The organism is Pseudoxanthomonas sp. (assembly GCF_027498035.1).
In the GTDB taxonomy this organism is placed as follows: domain Bacteria; phylum Pseudomonadota; class Gammaproteobacteria; order Xanthomonadales; family Xanthomonadaceae; genus Pseudoxanthomonas_A.
In genome coordinates this window covers 2343747-2361558 of sequence record NZ_CP114978.1, presented here as the reverse complement: position 1 = coordinate 2361558, position 17812 = coordinate 2343747, and the positions used below count along the sequence as shown (strand labels likewise).

Sequence of the window (17812 nt, the reverse complement as noted above, 5' to 3'; positions counted from 1 at the left end):
AGGCGGCGTTCAAGACACGCGCACCAGTCGATAGCCCAGCTCGGCGGCCAGCGAGCGCAACCAGGCGCTGGTGGCAACGTCGTCCGTGGGCGAAGGCGGGGCTGGCGAACACAGCCGCCACAAGGTGCGGCCGTGCGAGCTGGCGATGGACACCGCCAACTGCCGGCGTTCCAGCTCGCGCAGCAGGCGGTAGACGGTGCCCAGGCTGGCGTGCGGGCAACTGGCCTGCAGCTGGCGATGGAGAGCGATGGCGTCGCACGCGGCCGGCTGTTCGGACAACAGGGCCAGCAGCGCACGGCGGGGTGCGGTCATGCGCAGGCCGGCGGCCTGCACGCGGTGGGCCAGGACGGCCTCAACCACGGCCCACCCGCGCGATGTCGGCGGCGGCGCGCAGCAGGATCTCGGCGACCTGTTCGCCGATGTCGCCCTTCCACTGTTCGTGGTGGCTGGCCAGCGATCGCTTGAGGGCACCCAGGCCAGCGCGCACCGGCGCAGGCATGCCGGCCTTCACCAGCACCCGGGCGCTGTGCTCGGTGCGCAGCCGGGCCTGGACCAGGGCGTCGGCGTTCTCATGGGCGAAGGCGCGGCCGGCGTCGGTCAGCGCGTGCAGGCGGCGGGCGCCGTCCTCGCTGGCTTCGACCAGGCCCAGTTCCTGCAGCTGCGCCAGCGCCGGATAGACCGCACCGGCCGACGGCGCGTATTGGCCATGGAACATTTCGCCGATCAGCTGGATCAGCTCGTAGCCGTGGCGCGGTTGCGCTTCCAGCAGGGCCAGCAGCAGCAGGCGCAGATCGCCGTGGGCCAGCACGCGCGGGGTGCGCTGGCGCTCGGCACCGTCGCCGCGGCGGCCACCGCGCCGGCCGTGGCCGCGTTCGCCGCCGCGCGCCTCATGCGCGGAGTGTTCGCCGCGCCCGTGGTCCGGGTGGGCATGGCGTCCGCCGCGCTCGCCGCGTTCGTGGCCGCCGTGGCGCGAAGCGCGGACCAGGTCGTCGGGAGCGCGCGGTGCGTCATCGCCCTCCGCACGGCCGCGGCCCTCGGCCTGGGCCGGGCGCCCGTGGCCTTCGCCGCGATGGATGCGGCCGTGGGCGTGGCCGAACAGTTCGCCCAGTCGGCCACCGGGGCCGTGATGTCGTGTACGTGGATGCATGGAGGTTTCCTCAAGTCGGGGCATGGACGCGGCGGGCCGGGATGGCCTGCCTGGCGTCGAAGGGCGCGCTGCCAAAGGGCGCGTCGCCGGGTGCCGGCAGGTGGGGCGCGTTGCGGACGACCCGCTCGCGGCTCCTCACCTGGCGACAAACGATATATCTAAATTTTCAAAAAAGATATATCGAAACGTAACGCCAGCCCAATCGCTGACACTTCTTCGTCATACGGATTCCTAACAACCGCGCGGCCCTGGCACAGCTCAAGACGTTTTTTCGTCAGAATTTCGGAAAATTCTCGTCTGCACCGATGGTCTTACCGACGCGCGCCCGGTGGCTGGCTTACAATCGCCGGCTCAAGACACACATCAGCTGCCGCGATCACGTCGCGGGGCATCAGGCGAGGAGATGGCGATGAATTGGTTGAACGAGATGCTGCAGAGCGATCCAGACCCGGCAGAGACCCAGGAGTGGATTGAATCGCTCAAGGCGGTCATCGATGCCGAAGGGCCGCTGCGTGCGCATCAGCTGCTGGAAGACCTGGTCGAACTGACCCGTCGCTCCGGCGCCTACCTGCCGTTCTCGCCCACCACCGAGTACGTCAACACCATCGCCCCGGCGCTGGAAGCCAAGTCCGAAGGCGACGCGGCGATGGAGTGGAAGATCCGCTCGATCATCCGCTGGAACGCCATGGCCACCGTGGTGCGCGCCAACCGCAAGCCGGGCGACCTGGGCGGCCACATCGCCTCGTTCGCATCCAGCGCCACCTTGTATGACGTGGGCTTCAACCACTTCTGGCGTGCGCCCAGCGAAGAACCACCCCGGCGACCTGCTCTACATCCAGGGCCACAGCTCGCCGGGCATCTACGCCCGCGCCTTCCTGGAAGGCCGCATCAACGAGCAGCAGCTCGACGCCTTCCGCATGGAAGTCGACGGCAAGGGCCTGTCGTCCTATCCGCACCCGTGGCTGATGCCGGACTTCTGGCAGACCCCGACAGTGTCGATGGGCCTGGGCCCGCTCAGCGCGATCTACCAGGCGCAGTTCATGAAGTACCTGGAGCACCGCGGCCTGATCGAGAAGTCCGACCGCAAGGTGTGGTGCTTCATCGGCGACGGTGAATCGGACGAACCGGAAACCCTGGGCGCCATTGCCCTGGCCGGTCGCGAAGGCCTGGACAACCTGATCTTCGTGGTCAACTGCAACCTGCAGCGCCTGGATGGCCCGGTGCGCGGCAACGGCAAGATCATCCAGGAACTGGAAGGCGTGTTCCGTGGCGGCGGCTGGAACGTGATCAAGCTGCTGTGGGGCTCGTACTGGGATCCGCTCCTGGCCCGCGACACCGACGGCGTGCTGCGCAAGCTGATGATGGAAACCGTCGACGGCGAGTACCAGAACTGCAAGGCCTTCGGCGGCGCCTACACGCGTGCGAATTTCTTCGGCAAGTACCCGGAGACCGCCGCCATGGTCGCCAACCTGTCCGACGACGACATCTGGCGCCTCAACCGCGGCGGCCACGACCCGCACAAGGTCTACGCGGCCTACGACGCGGCCGTGAAGACCAAGGGCATGCCCACCGTGATCCTGGCCAAGACGGTCAAGGGCTACGGCATGGGTTCGGCTGGTGAATCGCTCAACCCGACCCACCAGACCAAGAAGCTGGATGACGATTCGGTGCGCCATTTCCGTGACCGCTTCAACATCCCGCTCAGCGACCAGCAGCTGGCCGAAGCCGAGCAGGTGCCGTTCTACCACCCCGGCCCGGATTCGCCGGAAGTGAAGTACCTGCAGTCGCGCCGTGCCGCGCTGGGCGGTTACCTGCCGCAGCGCCGGCAGAAGGCCGACAAGTCCTTCAACGTGCCCACCCTGGACAAGTACGAGCGCCTGCTCAAGTCCAGCGGCGAGCGCACCTATTCCACCACCATGGCCTTCGTGCAGACGCTCAACATCGCGCTGCGTGACAAGGAGCTGGGCCCGCGCATCGTGCCGATCGTGGCCGACGAAGCCCGCACCTTCGGCATGGAAGGCCTGTTCCGCCAGATCGGCATCTACGCGCCGTTCGGCCAGAAGTACAAGCCGGTCGATGCCGACCAGTTGATGTACTACCGCGAGGACCAGTCCGGCCAGGTGCTGCAGCAGGGCATCAGCGAGCCGGGCGCCATCTCGTCCTGGCTGGCCGCCGGCACCAGCTACTCGGTCAGCAACGTGCCGATGCTGCCGTTCTACATCTACTACTCGATGTTCGGCTTCCAGCGCGTGGGCGACATCGCCTGGCAGGCCGCCGACATGCGCACCCGTGGCTTCCTGCTGGGTGGCACCGCCGGCCGCACCACGCTCAACGGTGAAGGCCTGCAGCACGAAGACGGCTTCAGCCAGGTCATCGCCGGTTCCATCCCCAACGTGCGCAGCTACGACGCCACCTTCGGTTACGAAGTCACCGTCATCCTGCAGCACGGCATGAAGCGGATGATGGAAGAGCAGGTGGACGAGTACTACTACCTGACCCTGATGAATGAAAACTACGCACACCCGGAAATGCCGGCCGGTGCGGAGGAAGGCATCCTCAAGGGCATGTACCTGCTGACCGACGCCGGCAAGCCCAAGAAGGGCGAGCTGCGCGTGCAGCTGCTGGGCAGCGGCACCATCCTGCGCGAAGCCATTGCCGCAGCCGAGCTGCTGGACAAGGATTTCGGCGTCACCGCCGACATCTGGTCCTGCCCCAGCTTCAACGAACTGCGTCGCGACGGTTTTGATGCAGAGCGCTGGAACCGCATGAACCCGGAAGCCAAGACCCCGCGCAAGGCCTACGTGACCGAATTGCTGGAAGGCCGCCAGGGCCCGGCGATTGCCGCCACCGACTACGTGCGTGCCTACAGCGACCAGATCCGCGCGTTCGTGCCCGGCCACTACACCGTGCTGGGCACCGACGGCTTCGGCCGCTCGGACACGCGCGCCAACCTGCGTCGCTTCTTCGAGGTGGACCGCTACTACATCGCCCACGCGGCGATCGCGGCCCTGGCGAAGGAAGGCAAGATGACCGGCAAGGACGTCTCCCGCGCGATCAAGCAGTACAAGATCGACGTGGAGAAGGTGAATCCTGACGGGGCTTGATGCTGCCGGAAACTGGGCGGGGAAAGGCGGCTAATGGCCGCCTTTTCCTTATTAATTGTCTAAACTCGTGGGTACATCGAGGACGGGCCTTGTCCAGCTACGGAAAGGCCAACAGGGGGAGCTATGGCGTTACATAGGATAGTTAAGGCGCATCTCGAAAGCTTTGTTCAAAGCTTTGGGTTGGAAGCAGATGACGAGGCAAAGCAGTTCGAGAAATTCGCGGCGCACTGCGTGGTCTCTAATCGATATACAGGTGCGTTTGACCTTGACGACATCGTGACCGATTCCGATGACGACGGTATAGATGCGGTTTCGATCATGATCGACGAGGTAGTGACCGCGTCGAGAGAAGAGGCTCAGGCCAATTTCGCTACTCCGCGGCGAAATCACGATGTCGAGCTGGTGTTTGTTCAAGCGAAGCGCTCGGAGGGCTTTGACCTCGGCGATTTTCTGAAATTCAAGGAAGGGGTTCTGCGGTTTATAAATCAAACCCCATATCAAGCGCGTAACGATGTTCTGGTGGAGGCGCGGACCATATTTGATCTTGTAGTTAATGAGGTTCCGAAGCTTAGGAATGGGCGTCCTTCACTCGTTGCGCGATACGTTACGACTGGAACGTATCAGCAGCCTGATGCTTTGGAAGCCGCGCTGAGAGACTTCAAGCTTCAAGTGGAGGCATTCGGACTTTTCCATGATGTAGATATCAGTTTCGTAGGTCGCGATGAACTGACCCGCCTTTGGGTGAGTACTTATTCTGGGATCGAGGCCAGCCTTCCAGTCTTTAGTATCGCAGCGTTGCCAGACATTGCTGGAATTGATGAGGCCTATCTTGCTGTGGTGCGAGCCAGCGATTTTGTTAATAATCTTCTGGTAACCCAGGAGGGTAATCTTCGCGCTCAGGTCTTTGAAGAAAACGTTCGATCCTTCCTTGGTGAGGAAAATCAAGTTAACGCATCGATAGCTTCGACTCTCGCGTCCGAGGCGGCTAGCAGGTTTCCTGTCCTTAATAACGGCATTACGCTCGTCTGTCCAGAAGTTAAGTTGCAGGGCGCAACGCTTCATTTAAGTAACTATCAGATTGTCAATGGCTGCCAGACCTCCAACGTTCTCTTTCATCACAAGAATGAACTTGGTGACGTCATGGTGAACATTAAGGTTGTTAAGACTCAGCTGGAGGACGTCTTTGCCGACCTCGTTCGAGCGACAAATAGCCAGACGAAAGTTGAGGGGACTCAGTTTTTGTCTCTGAGGCCAATAATCAAGCGCGTAGAGTATTACTTCAATACTTATGAGGGTTCAGAAAGTCGTTTATACCTTGAGCGGCGAGATAGGCAGTACGTTGGTCTAGATATACCGGCGGTACGAATTTTCTCTCTCAATAGCGCTGCAAAATGCGTGGCTGCTATGTGGTGCAATAAACCTGAATTGGCAGCTAGATATCCCAAGCAGTTGTATGAGGAGCTAACAGATATAATATTTGATGACGCTACTAAAGAGGCTGTATTCTATGCAGCTTGCGTTACCATGTATCGATTTAATCTGCTGGTTTCAAATAGTGTTATCCCACAGAACATGAAGCGGTTTAAGTGGCATATGTTGGCGCTGGTTCGAGCTATTGTGGTGGGAAGGGGTACTGTTCATCTCAACTCAAAGAGTGCTGAGCAAAGTGCTCAGAAAATAATCGCAGTGATGGGCCAGCACGGGGCGCCTGCGACAGACGTTTTCAATCAGATTGTTGAAATTTGCCAGGGATTAGGTGAGGTGACCCCTGATCGGCTTAAGAGGCAGGCGATTCTGACTGATATGTTGGCGGCGATATAAAAAGAAAACCCGAAGTAGGAAAACAGGGGGAAGAGTGCAAAACAGGGGTCAGAGCGCACTTTCTTCCGGCAGTCAAAACAGAGCAAAACAGGGGTCAGAGTGCACTTTCTTCCGGCTGCTGCGGTGGGAAAACAGGGGTCAGAGTGCTGAAAACAGGGGGCAGAGTGCAGTTTCGCCCCCTGACGCCTTGGCCTTCGGGTGCCTTCCTGTCCGTGGTAATCCCCCTACTTTTGGAGTCCGCTAAAAGTGGGGGATTACCGGTTCCGCCGCGCATGGGTGGCTGACGGGAGTAGGGTCAGAGTGTACTTTCTCCTTAATACGCTTTGATTTTCCGCGGCGAAACAGGGGGCGGAGTGCGATTTCACGAGTCTCCCAGGCTTTTGGCGGTCTTCCAATCTATGCAGCTGGCCCGGCGCGCCTGCTTAGCTGCGCTTCGTAGCTGCACGAAAGCGATCATTGCCCAGCGCATGCTGGCGCTGCAGGTTGCGGCGAATGGCAGCAGTCTCGTTCGGGTCGATGGCTTTCAACACAGAGCTGAGATACAGCGCGGCGCGCCCATCGTTGGTAGCGATCGCCGTATAGCGCGGGTGTTCAAATGCTTTGTTGTCTTTGTTGCAGGTGACGGACCGCCGGACAGCGCCTATTAGAGCGCGCGTGCTGCCACGGCATCCTGCCGGTTTGCCTCCACAAGCAGTTGCTCGTAGCGCTGCACACGGGTCCGCAAGCTGATGAGGTGCCAGGACAGCGCGTAGGCAAAGAGCAGGAAGAAGGCTAGTACTCCCTGGACCAAGGTGATATCGCCCAGCACGCTCCAGTCGTCCACGTGCCAGTCCTTTAGCTGCAGGTACAATGCAAGCAATACTGGCATCACGCCCAGCCGTTCCATGCCCCCGGTGAATAGCCCCAGGCGCTCGTGCATGTAGGTCCGGCGATCACGCGCAAAGGCCTCCCGCTGGAGGCGTTGTTCCAAGGGAAAGGTGCGAAGAGCCGCGACGATCTCATGATATTGATGGAACTCCTGCTCCATCTGCGCCGCATGATGTGTATAGGCATGCCGGAAGCTATTCCATTCGCGTTTGATCTGTAGCGCCACGGCGCTCAACAGCCCGATGAGCTCGACCGCAAGGCCCCCGACGGCAAAGACCAGCCCGGCCTTGCCGTCCAGCAACGAACCTAGCAGCATCCCGATGCCCGCGCCCATCAACCCAATCGCGAACAGCCAGCGCTCAACGCGGCCTGCGGGATTCTGCTCGGTGACCTGCAGGTACCGCGCTATCGCTGCCGCGAGTGAGGGAAAGCTCAGGTCCACAAGCAGTGGCGTGCTGACTTCCGAAACAGGGGTCAGAGTGCACTTTCCCGAGTTGCTCTGGCCTTTGGCGGCCTACCGATCCGTGCAGACGGCCCGGCACGCCTGCCTAGCTGCGCTTCGATAGCCGCGCGGAAGCGGTCATTGCCCAACGCATGTGTTGCTGCAGGTTGAGGTGGATCGCCGCGGTTTCGCCTGGGTCGATGGCGTCTAGGACAAAGCGCCGGTAGATCGCAGGGCGCAGTTCGTCCGCTGCTATGGCCCTATAGCGTGGATGCGGCTGCACCAGCGCGTCGGCCTGGCCCAGGCCGTTGCAGCGATGGCTGGACCACCGATAGTCCGCCGGATCGGCGGCCATGCCTGCGCGCACCGGATTGAGTTCGATGTAGCGATAGCAGCGCAGCAGGTAGGTCTCATCCTGCATCGGGCATGACTTGTAGCGGCCTTCCCACAATGTGCCGGTACGTCGGTAATGGTCATTGATGTAGCGCACATAGCGGCGGCCGAGCGACTGCATCAGGGCCGAGGTCGCGCCAGTGGCTTGGCTTGTCAGCAGCAGATGCACGTGGTTGGTCATCAGCACATAGGCGTGTATGGCAACGCTGAGCTTGAGCGACAGTTCCCGTAGCTCTTGCAGATAGCGCATCCGGTCAATGTCGGCGAAGAAGCAGGGTTGCCGGTCATTGCCCCGCTGCACGATGTGCTGGGCGATACCGGGAAGATCCAGTCGAGGCTGGCGTGGCATGGGCGATCCTTCGCGCTGCGGTGCCACCAGCATGACGCACCTCTCGCGCCGGCATCATCGGCTGACGACCTGGGCAAGGATAGGAAAAGTGCACTCTGACCCCGGTTTTGGTTTTGACGGGAGGGCTGTCCGAATGGGTCTTGTATCTATTCACTTCGAAGACCGTTCGGAACCGAGGCCTTGGAGGAAAAGCGAATATCGCGGTGCCTAATTGAATTTAATGTTTGACTATCTATTCAATTATCTATTCAATCCTCCACATGGACGATCGCCGCTTTTCCGATCTTTTCACGCTGCTGCGCCGGCAGGGTGCGGTGTCGGCGCAGCAGATTGCGGCGGCACTTGGCGTCAGCCAGCCCACGGTGTCGCGGCTGCTGACCGCCGCCGGCGATGACGTGGTGCGGATCGGCAAGGCGCGCGCGTCGCGTTATGTCTTGCGCCGGCAGGTTGCGCGTGCGGGCAGTGGTTGGCCGCTGTTCCGGATCACTGCCGAGGGTGCGCCTGAAACATTGGGGCAGCTGCAAGCCTTGCACGGGGATGGCTATCTGTTCGTTCCCGAGCGACCGTGCCCGGCATTGCTGCACGGTGAATTCGCGGCGGGACTGTTCCCGGGCCTGCCCTGGTTTCTCGATGACCAGCGGCCCCAGGGATTCCTTGGCCGCGCCTTCGCCAAGCGTGTGGCGCCGGAAATTGGGGCCTCGCCCGACCTGACGCGCTGGCAGCCTGACGACATCGTGCTGGCGCTGTTGCGCCACGGGGACAATGCGCCAGGTGACTTGGTGTTGGGCGAGGCCATGCTGCAGCGTGCTTTGCACGACATCGTGCAGCCGGCCAACACCGTCGCGCCTGCCGCACGCGTGCAGGTCTATCCTCGGCTCGCCGACGCGGCCTTGCAGGGGGAGGACATTGGTTCCTCAGCCGGCGGCGAGCAGCCAAAATTCACTGCGACCCTGAAGCAGGGCGAACAGACCCAGGCCGTCATCGTCAAGTTCAGTGAGCGTGCCGGCACGCCTGCAGCACAGCGCTGGGCCGATCTGCTGCACTGCGAGCACCTGGCTGGCCAGGTATTGGCCGCGCACGGCGTGGCCGCCGCCCAGAGCGAAATTGTCCAGTCCGGCGGACGCACCTTCCTGCAGTCCACCCGGTTTGATCGAACGCCACAGGGCGGGCGCGGCGGCTACGTCTCGCTGGCCGCGCTCGATGGCGCTTACTACGGCCATGGCCGGATCGACTGGTGGCAACTGGCCCAACAGCTGCGCCGCGACCAATGGCTCGACCGCGACGGTGCGCACGGACTCAGTCTCTACGGCTGGTTTGGCGCCCTGATCGCCAATACCGACATGCACCTGGGGAATGCCGGGCTGGTCTTGGATGACGCGCGCCCCCTGAGGCTGGCACCGGCCTACGACATGCTGCCCATGGCCTTTCGCCCTGCCGGAAACGGCGAAGTGGTCGAGCGTGCCTATGCGGTGCAGCTGCCAACGCCTGAATTCCGGGATGTCTGGCGCCAGGCCGCCGACATGGCCCTGGACTTCTGGCAACGGGTCGCGCAGGCCGAAGCTATCTCCACCAGCTTCCGGCAGATTGCCGAAAGCGCACGCGAACGACTGTCGCGCGCGGTGCAGCGGCTGGGGTGACATCTGCGTCCCGCTGTCCCGGGCGGCGCACTTTTGCATCGCGGCACAACCATGAGACCCTCAACCATCAGAGCTGCACCAGCGCGCCGCGGCCTTCAATGCTCAAGGAGGATGTATGCCGACAGGGAAGGGAACAATCCGGATGGCCCTCATGGCAATCGCCATGGCCTTGCTGGCAGGCTGCCACGGGCCGCCGCAGACCCCGCAGCCGGCAGGTCAATCCACCACCAAGGAGCCCAGCGACATGCGGACCGTCATCCCTTTGGTGCGTCGGCTTGAGCTGACCAACACAGGCCCGATCGAACTGGAGTTCGATGTGCCGGCGCTGCCCGAAGACGATGCGCCGCCTGTGTTCGTTGGCGTACGGGTTTCAGGCTCTGATCCTACGGCAGCCGGCGACGGTGCCGATCGGTTGAGGGCGGCTGGCGTCTCGGCCAGGGTGCATATCTTCCGGCTCGACGCATCTGGAGCGACACCGGTGACGTTGATGCGTAGCCAGATGGTGTCCCCAATCGCGTCGGAATCGGTCGCGCTTTCACCAGATGGCCTGGCCCCGGCGCTTCGTGATTTCGATGCCGACTTCACCACCATGCAGGAAGCTGGGCTGATTTCGGAAGGGAGCAGCTATCGCAATCTTGGGTTCGCTTATACGCCGGAGCTTCAGGCAGGCCGTTACCGGCTTGTCCTGGATTTCGTCCGGCACCGGGAGGCCCTGGTGGAAGCCAAGGCAGAACTCGTGGTGGCTTACACCGCAAAAGGAAAATAGGAGCAACACGCCATGGACAAGCAAGACCCGCATTACACGGTGACGATCTATACGGCCGCACCCGGAACGCCGTTGGAAGTGTCAAAAGGAACCTCTGCCGCAGGTCACATGTATTACTCGACCTTTGATGGAAACGAGCGCCAAAGTTACGGATTCGCGCCCATCAAGCATGGGGCGAAGAGCGGACCAGGCGAGGTCAAACATGGAGATGTCGATGACTATAAAGACCCCTACTATTCCCGCACCATGGAGATCACAAAGGCGCAGTACGACAAGCTGCGGGAGTTCGGCAATGATCCTGCCAAATACAAGTTCGACAAGGAGTACGGCGGCGCGACCAACAGCTGCATCGACTTCACCTGGGGCGCACTGAACCACGCAGGGCTGCAGCGCAAGACGTTCCTGGGAATCGGCGACAAGGGGTTCGAGGGCGAACTCAAGGTGCTTCCGAACAGCTATGACATCAAAACCATCAAGGCGCCGTTTCCCGATAGCCCGCTCAACTCGGAGCATCAGAACAAGATGCCTGATCGGACGCTCCGGCAGTGGTTGCTGACAGAACAGGAGCAAGGCAATGGTCTTCATGGCCCGAACGGCGATCTGGCGGCACGCGCAGGCAAGGAGGACCAGCAAGCAGGACACCGCGATCCGCTGCATGCGCAGGCCGAAGATGCAGTCCGGCGACTGGAGAAAGGCCTGGGCCGTGACTACGACGGCAACAGCGCCTGCCTGGCCGCCAGCGCGGCCTGCCTTGCGAAGGAGAACGGCCTATCCCGGATCGATCACGTCGCGCTCAGCCGCGACACTGGGACTGTCCGCCAGGGCGAGAACCTGTTCGTCGTGCAGGGCGCATTGAACGACCCCGCGCAGCTTCGCGCGCACATGCGTACCGACGATGCGTTGGCAAGACCAGTGGAACAGTCCCTGGCGCAATTGCAGGCCTTGAACGATATGCAGCGTGAGCAACAGGCGCCGCAGATGGGGCAGTCGGAGCAAGTCATCGCCCAGCAGCACCGGATAGCCTAGGCGCATAACCCACCCGATAAGCCGCTCCTGGGTCCGGCGATAACTCAATCCGAACTGGCCCGAGTTTGACGGATATTCCTGGACTGGGTATGGCTTCTTTGGGGGGGGACTCCCAGCGTATGGCTCTGAGTGGCGAGCCTGGATCAGGCGGCCGAGAACAACACATCATTCTCCGCGAGAACTTGTTTGTATTGCAGGTAGGCCCATCGCATATATAGGAACTCAGTGCCGTCCGCATTGCTGATAAATCCATAGAGATCTGGCCGGCGCCTTAGCTTTTCTCTGTTTTCGACAAGTATCGCTGCAGCTTCGATCAGGTCTTTCGTGCGGACTGCTGCGGCTGCGATCAATTGTCCTTGGTGCTGATCTAGGTATGCCTGGATCGTCAGGTGTGGATATAGATGACCTATTTCAATGCTTTCGATGGCTCGCAGTCGCTTATGGAATTCGGTTTCATTACCCGATGGTAGGCGCGTACGAATTGTGAATGACTCATGGCATGGTCCCCATTGGACGCGACTAGCGATGCCGCGTAGCGCCGTCGGGGCATACTGAATCTGCCAGGCATCAATTCCTGCGAGTAGGTCAAGCTCATCTTTGAAATCGGTGTTGGCAATGGTCTCGACTGGGCGGATTACACCGCCATTAACTATAGGGGTGGTCGAGATCTGCGGCCAGACGATTTCCTGAAAATCTCGCGCGCTTCTACTTAGTGCTTGTGTGATTAATGCCTGCATGGCAGTACGACTCCTTGAACGATCGTGCGTTGGGATGTGTGAAATTAATGAGGAATTAGTTCCGGAAAATGAGGTGGCCTTTTCGGCTATTGAGCCGAGGTTAGTTAGTCAATGGTGCAATCGAGTTTTTGATTTTATTGATCCAAGCCTCCCCCTGAGTATTTGCAATCTTCTCTGCCTCGTCATACGTGACGCTGATAAAAGCGCCTGCGGTCAGGATTATCGCGAGGGAGGCGTATACCCACTGGCTCAGGCCGGTGGCGTTATACGCGATGATTGTTGAGGTCGTCGTTGCCATAGCGAGCATTACATAACGCGCGATACCCAAGTATCTGGCGAAGCGGCGTGTGCGTGGGTTTTTGTGCCGCTTATGTAGCCATCTGACTACTTTGTGCTCGCTGTCGTAGTGAAGGAAATTCCATAGTTCGGATAGATCGATCAACGCTTGGCTACTGTGTGGCTGCAGGAGCGCGACACGGATCGCATGGGCCGGAAGATGCATTCCGAAGAGCTGCCGGATCGTGACTTCAAGCCAGAGGTCGTCGTCTATGCGCTTGGGGTCCCAACGTTCGAGGAACTCACTGCGATGTTGGCTCTTGCGGCCATGTACTCCGAATACTCCGCGTATCACGTAGAACGCCAGCGCGAACAGGACCGTCGGTATCAGCAGGCCAGGGCCACCCGCATCAATAACATCCTTGAACATATTGCTTTCCCCCTAAGCGGCTTTCCGAAATTCTAATTCAGCGTGCTAGCAGTGTTGCTCGATAGTTCACCGCATCGAGTAGGCAATGGTCAGCAATTGCCCCGGGCAAGGCGAACATCCGTGGCTTCTGCCGGAAGTCGAATAGCCTGTAGACGCGATAATTAGGCGCGTCGGCCTGAGAGCGGGCAAGTTCGTTGCGGCTGACGAAGAATGGCGTCAATTGGCCGAACGCGGTGGTCTTGACCTCGATCAGACGCTCGCGACCGTCTTCATCGAACGAAAGTACATCGTAGCCAAGACCATCGCCTTGCGTAGCGGCGACGTGCTCTACACGGTCCCCCAGCGTCTTTTTGCCGGCGGCGTGCAGGCGCCGGGCTTCGTGATCCAGGACGAAGAGCTCCCCGGCGCGGCCGAGCGAACGGTTCTGAGCTTCCTGTGCAAGGTAGTCGCGCCGGGCGGCTGAGAAGCGGGGCAGATACTCTGGCGGCGTCTCGCGGAGATGCTGGGCCGGCGCGGGTACTGGTACCCATGGGTCAGGATGGTCCTCGACCGTTGTGGCGACGGCAGGTCGTACGGCCGCGGCATGGGCGGCCGCCTGCACTTCGTTATCCGTTGAGAGCTGCGCTTCCACGACATCGAACAACAGCGCCTGATAGTTGCCGCGTGCCTTGTAGCCATTGATCGGAGGGTAGCCAAGCTCCTGCATCACGGCGCTGATGTTGCAGTGCTTGAACTCGATCGAGGCGCGGCTGCGGCCTTCGAGCATCTGCCCGAGTGCCCGGGCGTGTTCGGCCTTGCTGTAGCGCTGGCCGTTGAGTTCGAGAGTGAGCATTCGTAGGTAATCTGCCACGCAGGCTTCGACCTCGATAAGCGACCAGTCCGAGCCTGTTGTCATCTGTTTACGCCACCTCCTCCAAGACGGCGCAAGGCTAACAGTTCGCGGTGAGGCCATGAGCGCTGGACGACCCGGCGGCATCTACGTGATCCTCGCTGAGCGGACGTTCCGTCCGTCCCTATCTCCGGAGATCTGCGCCGCTGGACATCCCGCCTTGCACGGAGGCACAGTAGTCATGCCGCAGGGGGCGGCATGGGGATTTGGGCAATGCAAAGCTCTACGCTCAGGCTGGATCGCAGCCTGTTCAGCGATGAGGTCATCGCAAGGACAGCGCACCGCTACACCGGACAGTTCCAAGTTGCACTGCGTGTTGATGGCGCGGACGTCTTGGTCGTGCTCACGCCTTTGGACGGGAGTGAGCTTCCAGCCGACGTGGCGGGGCGTTTCCAGAACGACGCCCTGGACGAGAACCTTCGCGCCTTGGTCCGCGTTGAAACCCGCGAAATCCACCAACAACTGATCACCGCCGCCCTGCGCGAAGCCGCGCCCAGGCAGCCAGGCGGAGTGCCTTGAAGTTCCGCCCGCCAGCGTCGTTTGCCAGCCCCCAGCCAAACTACCAATTGCTCCCCCTGCGCTTCCGGCGCCTGCCATGGGATGCGCGCCGTGTATTCGTGTCCTCCCTGGCCGGCGATTGGTTGATGATGGAGCGCCAGACCTTCGAGCGCTTCGTCCGGCACGAACTGCCGGATGGTGATCCTGTGCTGGCGGACCTTGAGGCCCGGCACCTGGCCATCACCGACCCAGGCAGGAGCACCCTGGCGCCGCTGCTCAGCCAATACCGCACGCGCAAGTCCTACCTGCTGCAAGGACCGGCGCTGCACATCTTTGTCGTGTCGCTGCGCTGCCACCACACCTGTAACTACTGCCAGGTATCCCGCCAGCCCACCGGGCACACCGCCTTCGACATGGCGGGCAATGCAGCGCGGCACGCCGTGGACCGTCTGTTCGAATGGCCGGGCCAAGACCTGACCATCGAATTCCAGGGCGGCGAACCGCTGCTGAACTTCAACGCGGTCCGCTCGATCACCGAGCAGATCGTCGCGCGCAACGCCACTGAGCGACGCACCCTGCGTTTCGTGCTGGCCTCGACCCTGCACGACCTCACCGCGGACCAACTGGCGTTCTTCAAGGAACACCGCTTCAAGCTGTCCACCTCGCTGGATGGCCCCGAGTGGCTGCACAACGCCAACCGCCCACGCCCGGAGCGCGACAGCTACCGGCGCACGCTGGAAGGCATCGAACGCGGGCGCGCAGCGCTGGGCGAGGATGCCGTCTCGGCCCTGACCACCTTGACCCGCCGCAGCCTGGAAGCCCCGGAAGCGATCATCGATGAATATCGCAGGCTGGGCTTCCACTCCATTTCGCTGCGGCCGCTGAGCCCGTACGGATTCGCGCGGAAAACCCGTGACCGCAATGGCTATGACATGGCGGCATTCCTGCGCTTCTACGCCACCGCGCTGGAGCACCTGCTGGCCGTCAACCGCAACGGTTACCGGTTGGAAGAGACCTACGCCAGCCTGCTGCTGTCCCAGCTGCTGGGGCCCTTTGCACACGGCTACGTGGACCTGCGCTCGCCCACCGGTGCGGGGTTTGGCGCGGTGATCTACGACTACGACGGGCAGGTGTACCCCTCCGACGAGGCCCGCATGCTGGCCGCCATGGGCGAAAGTCGCTTCAGCCTGGGCCGGGTAGACCAGCCGGTCAGCCAATGGCTCAAAGCGCCTGCCATGTACCAGCTGATGGATGCAGGCGTAGCCGAGGCGTTGCCGACGTGTAGCGACTGCGCCTATGTGCCGCTGTGCGGTGCCGACCCGATCGATCACTTCGCGCGGCAGGGCGACACCCTGGGCCATCGCCCCACCAGCGACTTCTGCCGCCGCCAGATGGGCCTGTTCGACCTGCTGCTGGAGCGCTACGAAAACGCTGACCGGCAGGATCGCAAGACCCTGCACGACTGGGCATTCCGCACTGGCGTAAATCAGGAGGACGCGCTCGATGCTGCCGCTTGAGACCAAGGCCACCATCACCGGCACCCCCAGCCACCGCCTACTCAAGGTCGCCAGCCTGGCAGAGATGGCGGCGGGCCGGCACCCGTACGAACGCATGGCGCTGGACCTGCGCGGCCTGCCTGGCAGCGTGCGCTCGCCCGCACTGCTGGCGCTGCCCTGGGGCGCGTTGCTGACCGACAGCGGATCAACGCAGGACTTCGCCCGCCCGACCATCAGCCTTGAGGGCGACCCAAACATCGCCCGTCCGGGCGACGTGCTCGAGCTGGACACCGTGCGCCAACGCGCAGCCGTGCGTTACCGGCGTGGCGACAAGGGCAACGTGCTGTTTGCCACCGAGCGCTGCAACAGCTTCTGCCTGATGTGCTCCCAGCCGCCCAGGGACATCCAGGACGACTGGCGCGTGGAGCAACTTTGCAGCCTGGTCGAGCTGATCGATGAAGCAGAGCCCTCCCTGGCCATCAGTGGCGGCGAGCCGACCTTGCTGGGGGCAGGCCTACACAAGGTCATCGCCAAGTGCGCCCAGGCGCTGCCTGCGACACACCTGCATGTGCTGTCCAATGGCCGCCTGCTCAGCGATACCCGCCTGGCGGACCTGTTCCGCGGCGTGCACCCCAACCTCAGCTGGGGCGTGCCGCTCTACGGCGATCACTTCGCCCTGCATGACTACGTGGTGCAAAGCGAAGGGGCATTCGCCCAAACCCTCCGCGGCCTGTATGCGCTGGACGCAGCACAACAACGCATCGAGATCCGCGTCGTGCTGGTCAAGCCTTCCCTTGAGCGGCTTGAACAGATCGCCCGCTACATCACCCGCAACCTGCCCTTCGTGGAGCACGTGGCCCTGATGGGCATCGAGCCGATCGGTTTTGCCAAGGCGCACCACCAGGCGCTGTGGGCAGACCCCGCGGACTACGCCGACCAGCTCAGCGAGGCTACGCAGCTGCTTGCACGCGCAGGCCTGGCCGTTTCGCTCTACAACCTTCCCTTGTGCACCTTGCCCAGGGCGCTGTGGCCTTTTGCGAGGCAAAGCATCTCCGGCTGGAAGAACGACTACCTGGACGATTGCGCAGGGTGCACGGCCAAGTCGCAATGCGGCGGCTTCTTCAGTTGGGTCAGCCCCAAGTGGACCAGCCGCGCCGTGCACCCCATCAAGGAGGATCTTGCATGTCCAGCCTATTGATCGCCGCAGGCGCAGCACTTGGCGCGCTTGGCGCTGAGCCGCCCAAGCCTGCCACCGGCTTGCATGACCTGGTCCAGGCCGATGGAAAATATTCCACCGTGCTTAGCTCGGCCCTCAACGATGGGCGGTTGAACCTCTATGCCAGCCACCGCTCGCATAGCTCGCACCGTTCCCATAGCTCGCACAGCTCCCATTCTTCCGGGTCGGGCAGTTCCTACCGTTCCTATACGCCGGCACCAACGTACACCCCTGCGCCCAGCTACACACCGCCGAGCACATACGTACCCTCAACAACGTCGGCCACGCCCAGCACGCAATCCCTGCAGCCAACAAGGCTGACCTCACCCAGTTCCACCGGCACAACGCGCGGTGCTGGGCAGGAGTCATCCCCATCGGCCATCCCATTGCCCAGGTCGACCCCGGCACCGGTACAGGGCCCGAAGAAAGACCCCGTGGACCTGAAGATGCTGATCATGCGGGTGCAGGCCGCGCTGTTCTCCAGGGGTTACGACCCTGGCGCGATCGACGGGGTGATGAGTGCGGAGACCCAGGCGGCGCTAAGGCAATTTCAGAAGGACCACGGACTGCCGATAACGGGGACGATGACGACGCAGAGTTTGAATTTTTTGGGGGTTAGGTTGTGATGAGGGAAGCGATTATGGGTAAGGGCCTAACAACTTGCTCTGATCCCAAGCTTCGAGCCGGCCGCTAATCTGGAGTGTTCGTGCTTAGGAGG

At 61.9% G+C, this 17812-nt stretch carries 15 protein-coding genes and 1 pseudogene; 9 read left to right on the top strand and 7 right to left on the bottom strand.

The features are described from left to right. Window positions 1-9 precede the first annotated feature (9 nt). Entirely contained in the window at window positions 10-360 is a 351-nt protein-coding gene (locus O8I58_RS10220; RefSeq protein WP_298315265.1) for a Fur family transcriptional regulator, read from the bottom strand. Continuing rightward, entirely contained in the window at window positions 353-1147 is a 795-nt protein-coding gene (locus O8I58_RS10215) for a PadR family transcriptional regulator (RefSeq protein WP_298315263.1), read from the bottom strand. The genes O8I58_RS10220 and O8I58_RS10215 overlap by 8 nt, the downstream gene beginning before the upstream one ends. A 409-nt stretch (window positions 1148-1556) precedes the next feature. Here O8I58_RS10215 and aceE point away from each other — a divergent pair. Together aceE and O8I58_RS10205 are read left to right on the top strand one after the other, a co-directional pair. After that, window positions 1557-4251, top strand: a pseudogene (aceE, locus tag O8I58_RS10210) (pyruvate dehydrogenase (acetyl-transferring), homodimeric type). Between the two features lie 123 nt (window positions 4252-4374). After that, complete coding sequence (locus O8I58_RS10205) at window positions 4375-6072, top strand: AIPR family protein (RefSeq protein ID WP_298315260.1); 1698 nt, start codon at window positions 4375-4377, stop codon at window positions 6070-6072. 643 nt (window positions 6073-6715) lie between these two features. Here O8I58_RS10205 and O8I58_RS10200 read toward each other — a convergent pair. Continuing rightward, complete coding sequence (locus tag O8I58_RS10200) at window positions 6716-7381, bottom strand: hypothetical protein (protein WP_298315258.1); 666 nt, start codon at window positions 7379-7381, stop codon at window positions 6716-6718. 106 nt (window positions 7382-7487) lie between these two features. Continuing rightward, entirely contained in the window at window positions 7488-8123 is a 636-nt protein-coding gene (locus O8I58_RS10195; protein WP_298315256.1) for a transposase, read from the bottom strand. 260 nt (window positions 8124-8383) lie between these two features. On the opposite strand from O8I58_RS10195, the gene yjjJ reads away from it, so the two are divergent. The 3 genes from yjjJ (at window position 8384) to O8I58_RS10180 (ending at window position 11552) form a co-directional block, all read left to right on the top strand. Further along, entirely contained in the window at window positions 8384-9760 is a 1377-nt protein-coding gene (gene yjjJ, locus O8I58_RS10190) for a type II toxin-antitoxin system HipA family toxin YjjJ (protein WP_298315253.1), read from the top strand. Between the two features lie 151 nt (window positions 9761-9911). After that, on the top strand, window positions 9912-10526 hold the full coding sequence (locus tag O8I58_RS10185) for a hypothetical protein (protein WP_298315250.1): 615 nt from the start codon (window positions 9912-9914) through the stop codon (window positions 10524-10526). Window positions 10527-10538: 12 nt separating this feature from the next. After that, window positions 10539-11552 carry an XVIPCD domain-containing protein gene (locus O8I58_RS10180; RefSeq protein WP_298315249.1) on the top strand — a complete coding sequence of 338 codons (1014 nt, stop codon included), beginning with the start codon at window positions 10539-10541 and terminating at the stop codon, window positions 11550-11552. A gap of 143 nt (window positions 11553-11695) precedes the next feature. Here the strand turns inward: O8I58_RS10180 and O8I58_RS10175 are convergent, their stop codons facing one another. The 3 genes from O8I58_RS10175 to O8I58_RS10165 form a co-directional block, all read right to left on the bottom strand. Continuing rightward, window positions 11696-12289, bottom strand: a complete 594-nt coding sequence (locus O8I58_RS10175; protein ID WP_298315246.1) for a hypothetical protein — start codon at window positions 12287-12289, stop codon at window positions 11696-11698. 100 nt (window positions 12290-12389) lie between these two features. Beyond that, entirely contained in the window at window positions 12390-12995 is a 606-nt protein-coding gene (locus tag O8I58_RS10170; RefSeq protein WP_298315244.1) for a hypothetical protein, read from the bottom strand. A gap of 37 nt (window positions 12996-13032) precedes the next feature. Next, complete coding sequence (locus tag O8I58_RS10165; RefSeq protein ID WP_298315242.1) at window positions 13033-13890, bottom strand: protein NO VEIN domain-containing protein; 858 nt, start codon at window positions 13888-13890, stop codon at window positions 13033-13035. Between the two features lie 207 nt (window positions 13891-14097). Between O8I58_RS10165 and O8I58_RS10160 the strand changes: the two genes are divergently transcribed. The 4 genes from O8I58_RS10160 to hxsA all read left to right on the top strand — a co-directional run bounded on the left by O8I58_RS10160 (window position 14098) and on the right by hxsA (window position 17720). Further along, complete coding sequence (locus O8I58_RS10160) at window positions 14098-14403, top strand: HxsD-related protein (protein WP_298315240.1); 306 nt, start codon at window positions 14098-14100, stop codon at window positions 14401-14403. A gap of 98 nt (window positions 14404-14501) precedes the next feature. Next, window positions 14502-15899 (top strand): His-Xaa-Ser system radical SAM maturase HxsB, encoded by a 1398-nt coding sequence (hxsB, locus tag O8I58_RS10155; RefSeq protein ID WP_298315238.1) that lies wholly within the window; start codon window positions 14502-14504, stop codon window positions 15897-15899. Continuing rightward, window positions 15886-17076, top strand: coding sequence for a His-Xaa-Ser system radical SAM maturase HxsC (gene hxsC, locus O8I58_RS10150; RefSeq protein WP_298315237.1), 1191 nt, complete (start codon window positions 15886-15888; stop codon window positions 17074-17076). Before hxsB ends, hxsC begins: the two co-directional genes overlap by 14 nt. After that, window positions 16986-17720 (top strand): His-Xaa-Ser repeat protein HxsA, encoded by a 735-nt coding sequence (gene hxsA / locus O8I58_RS10145; protein ID WP_345781306.1) that lies wholly within the window; start codon window positions 16986-16988, stop codon window positions 17718-17720. The genes hxsC and hxsA overlap by 91 nt, the downstream gene beginning before the upstream one ends. Window positions 17721-17812: the final 92 nt, after the last annotated feature.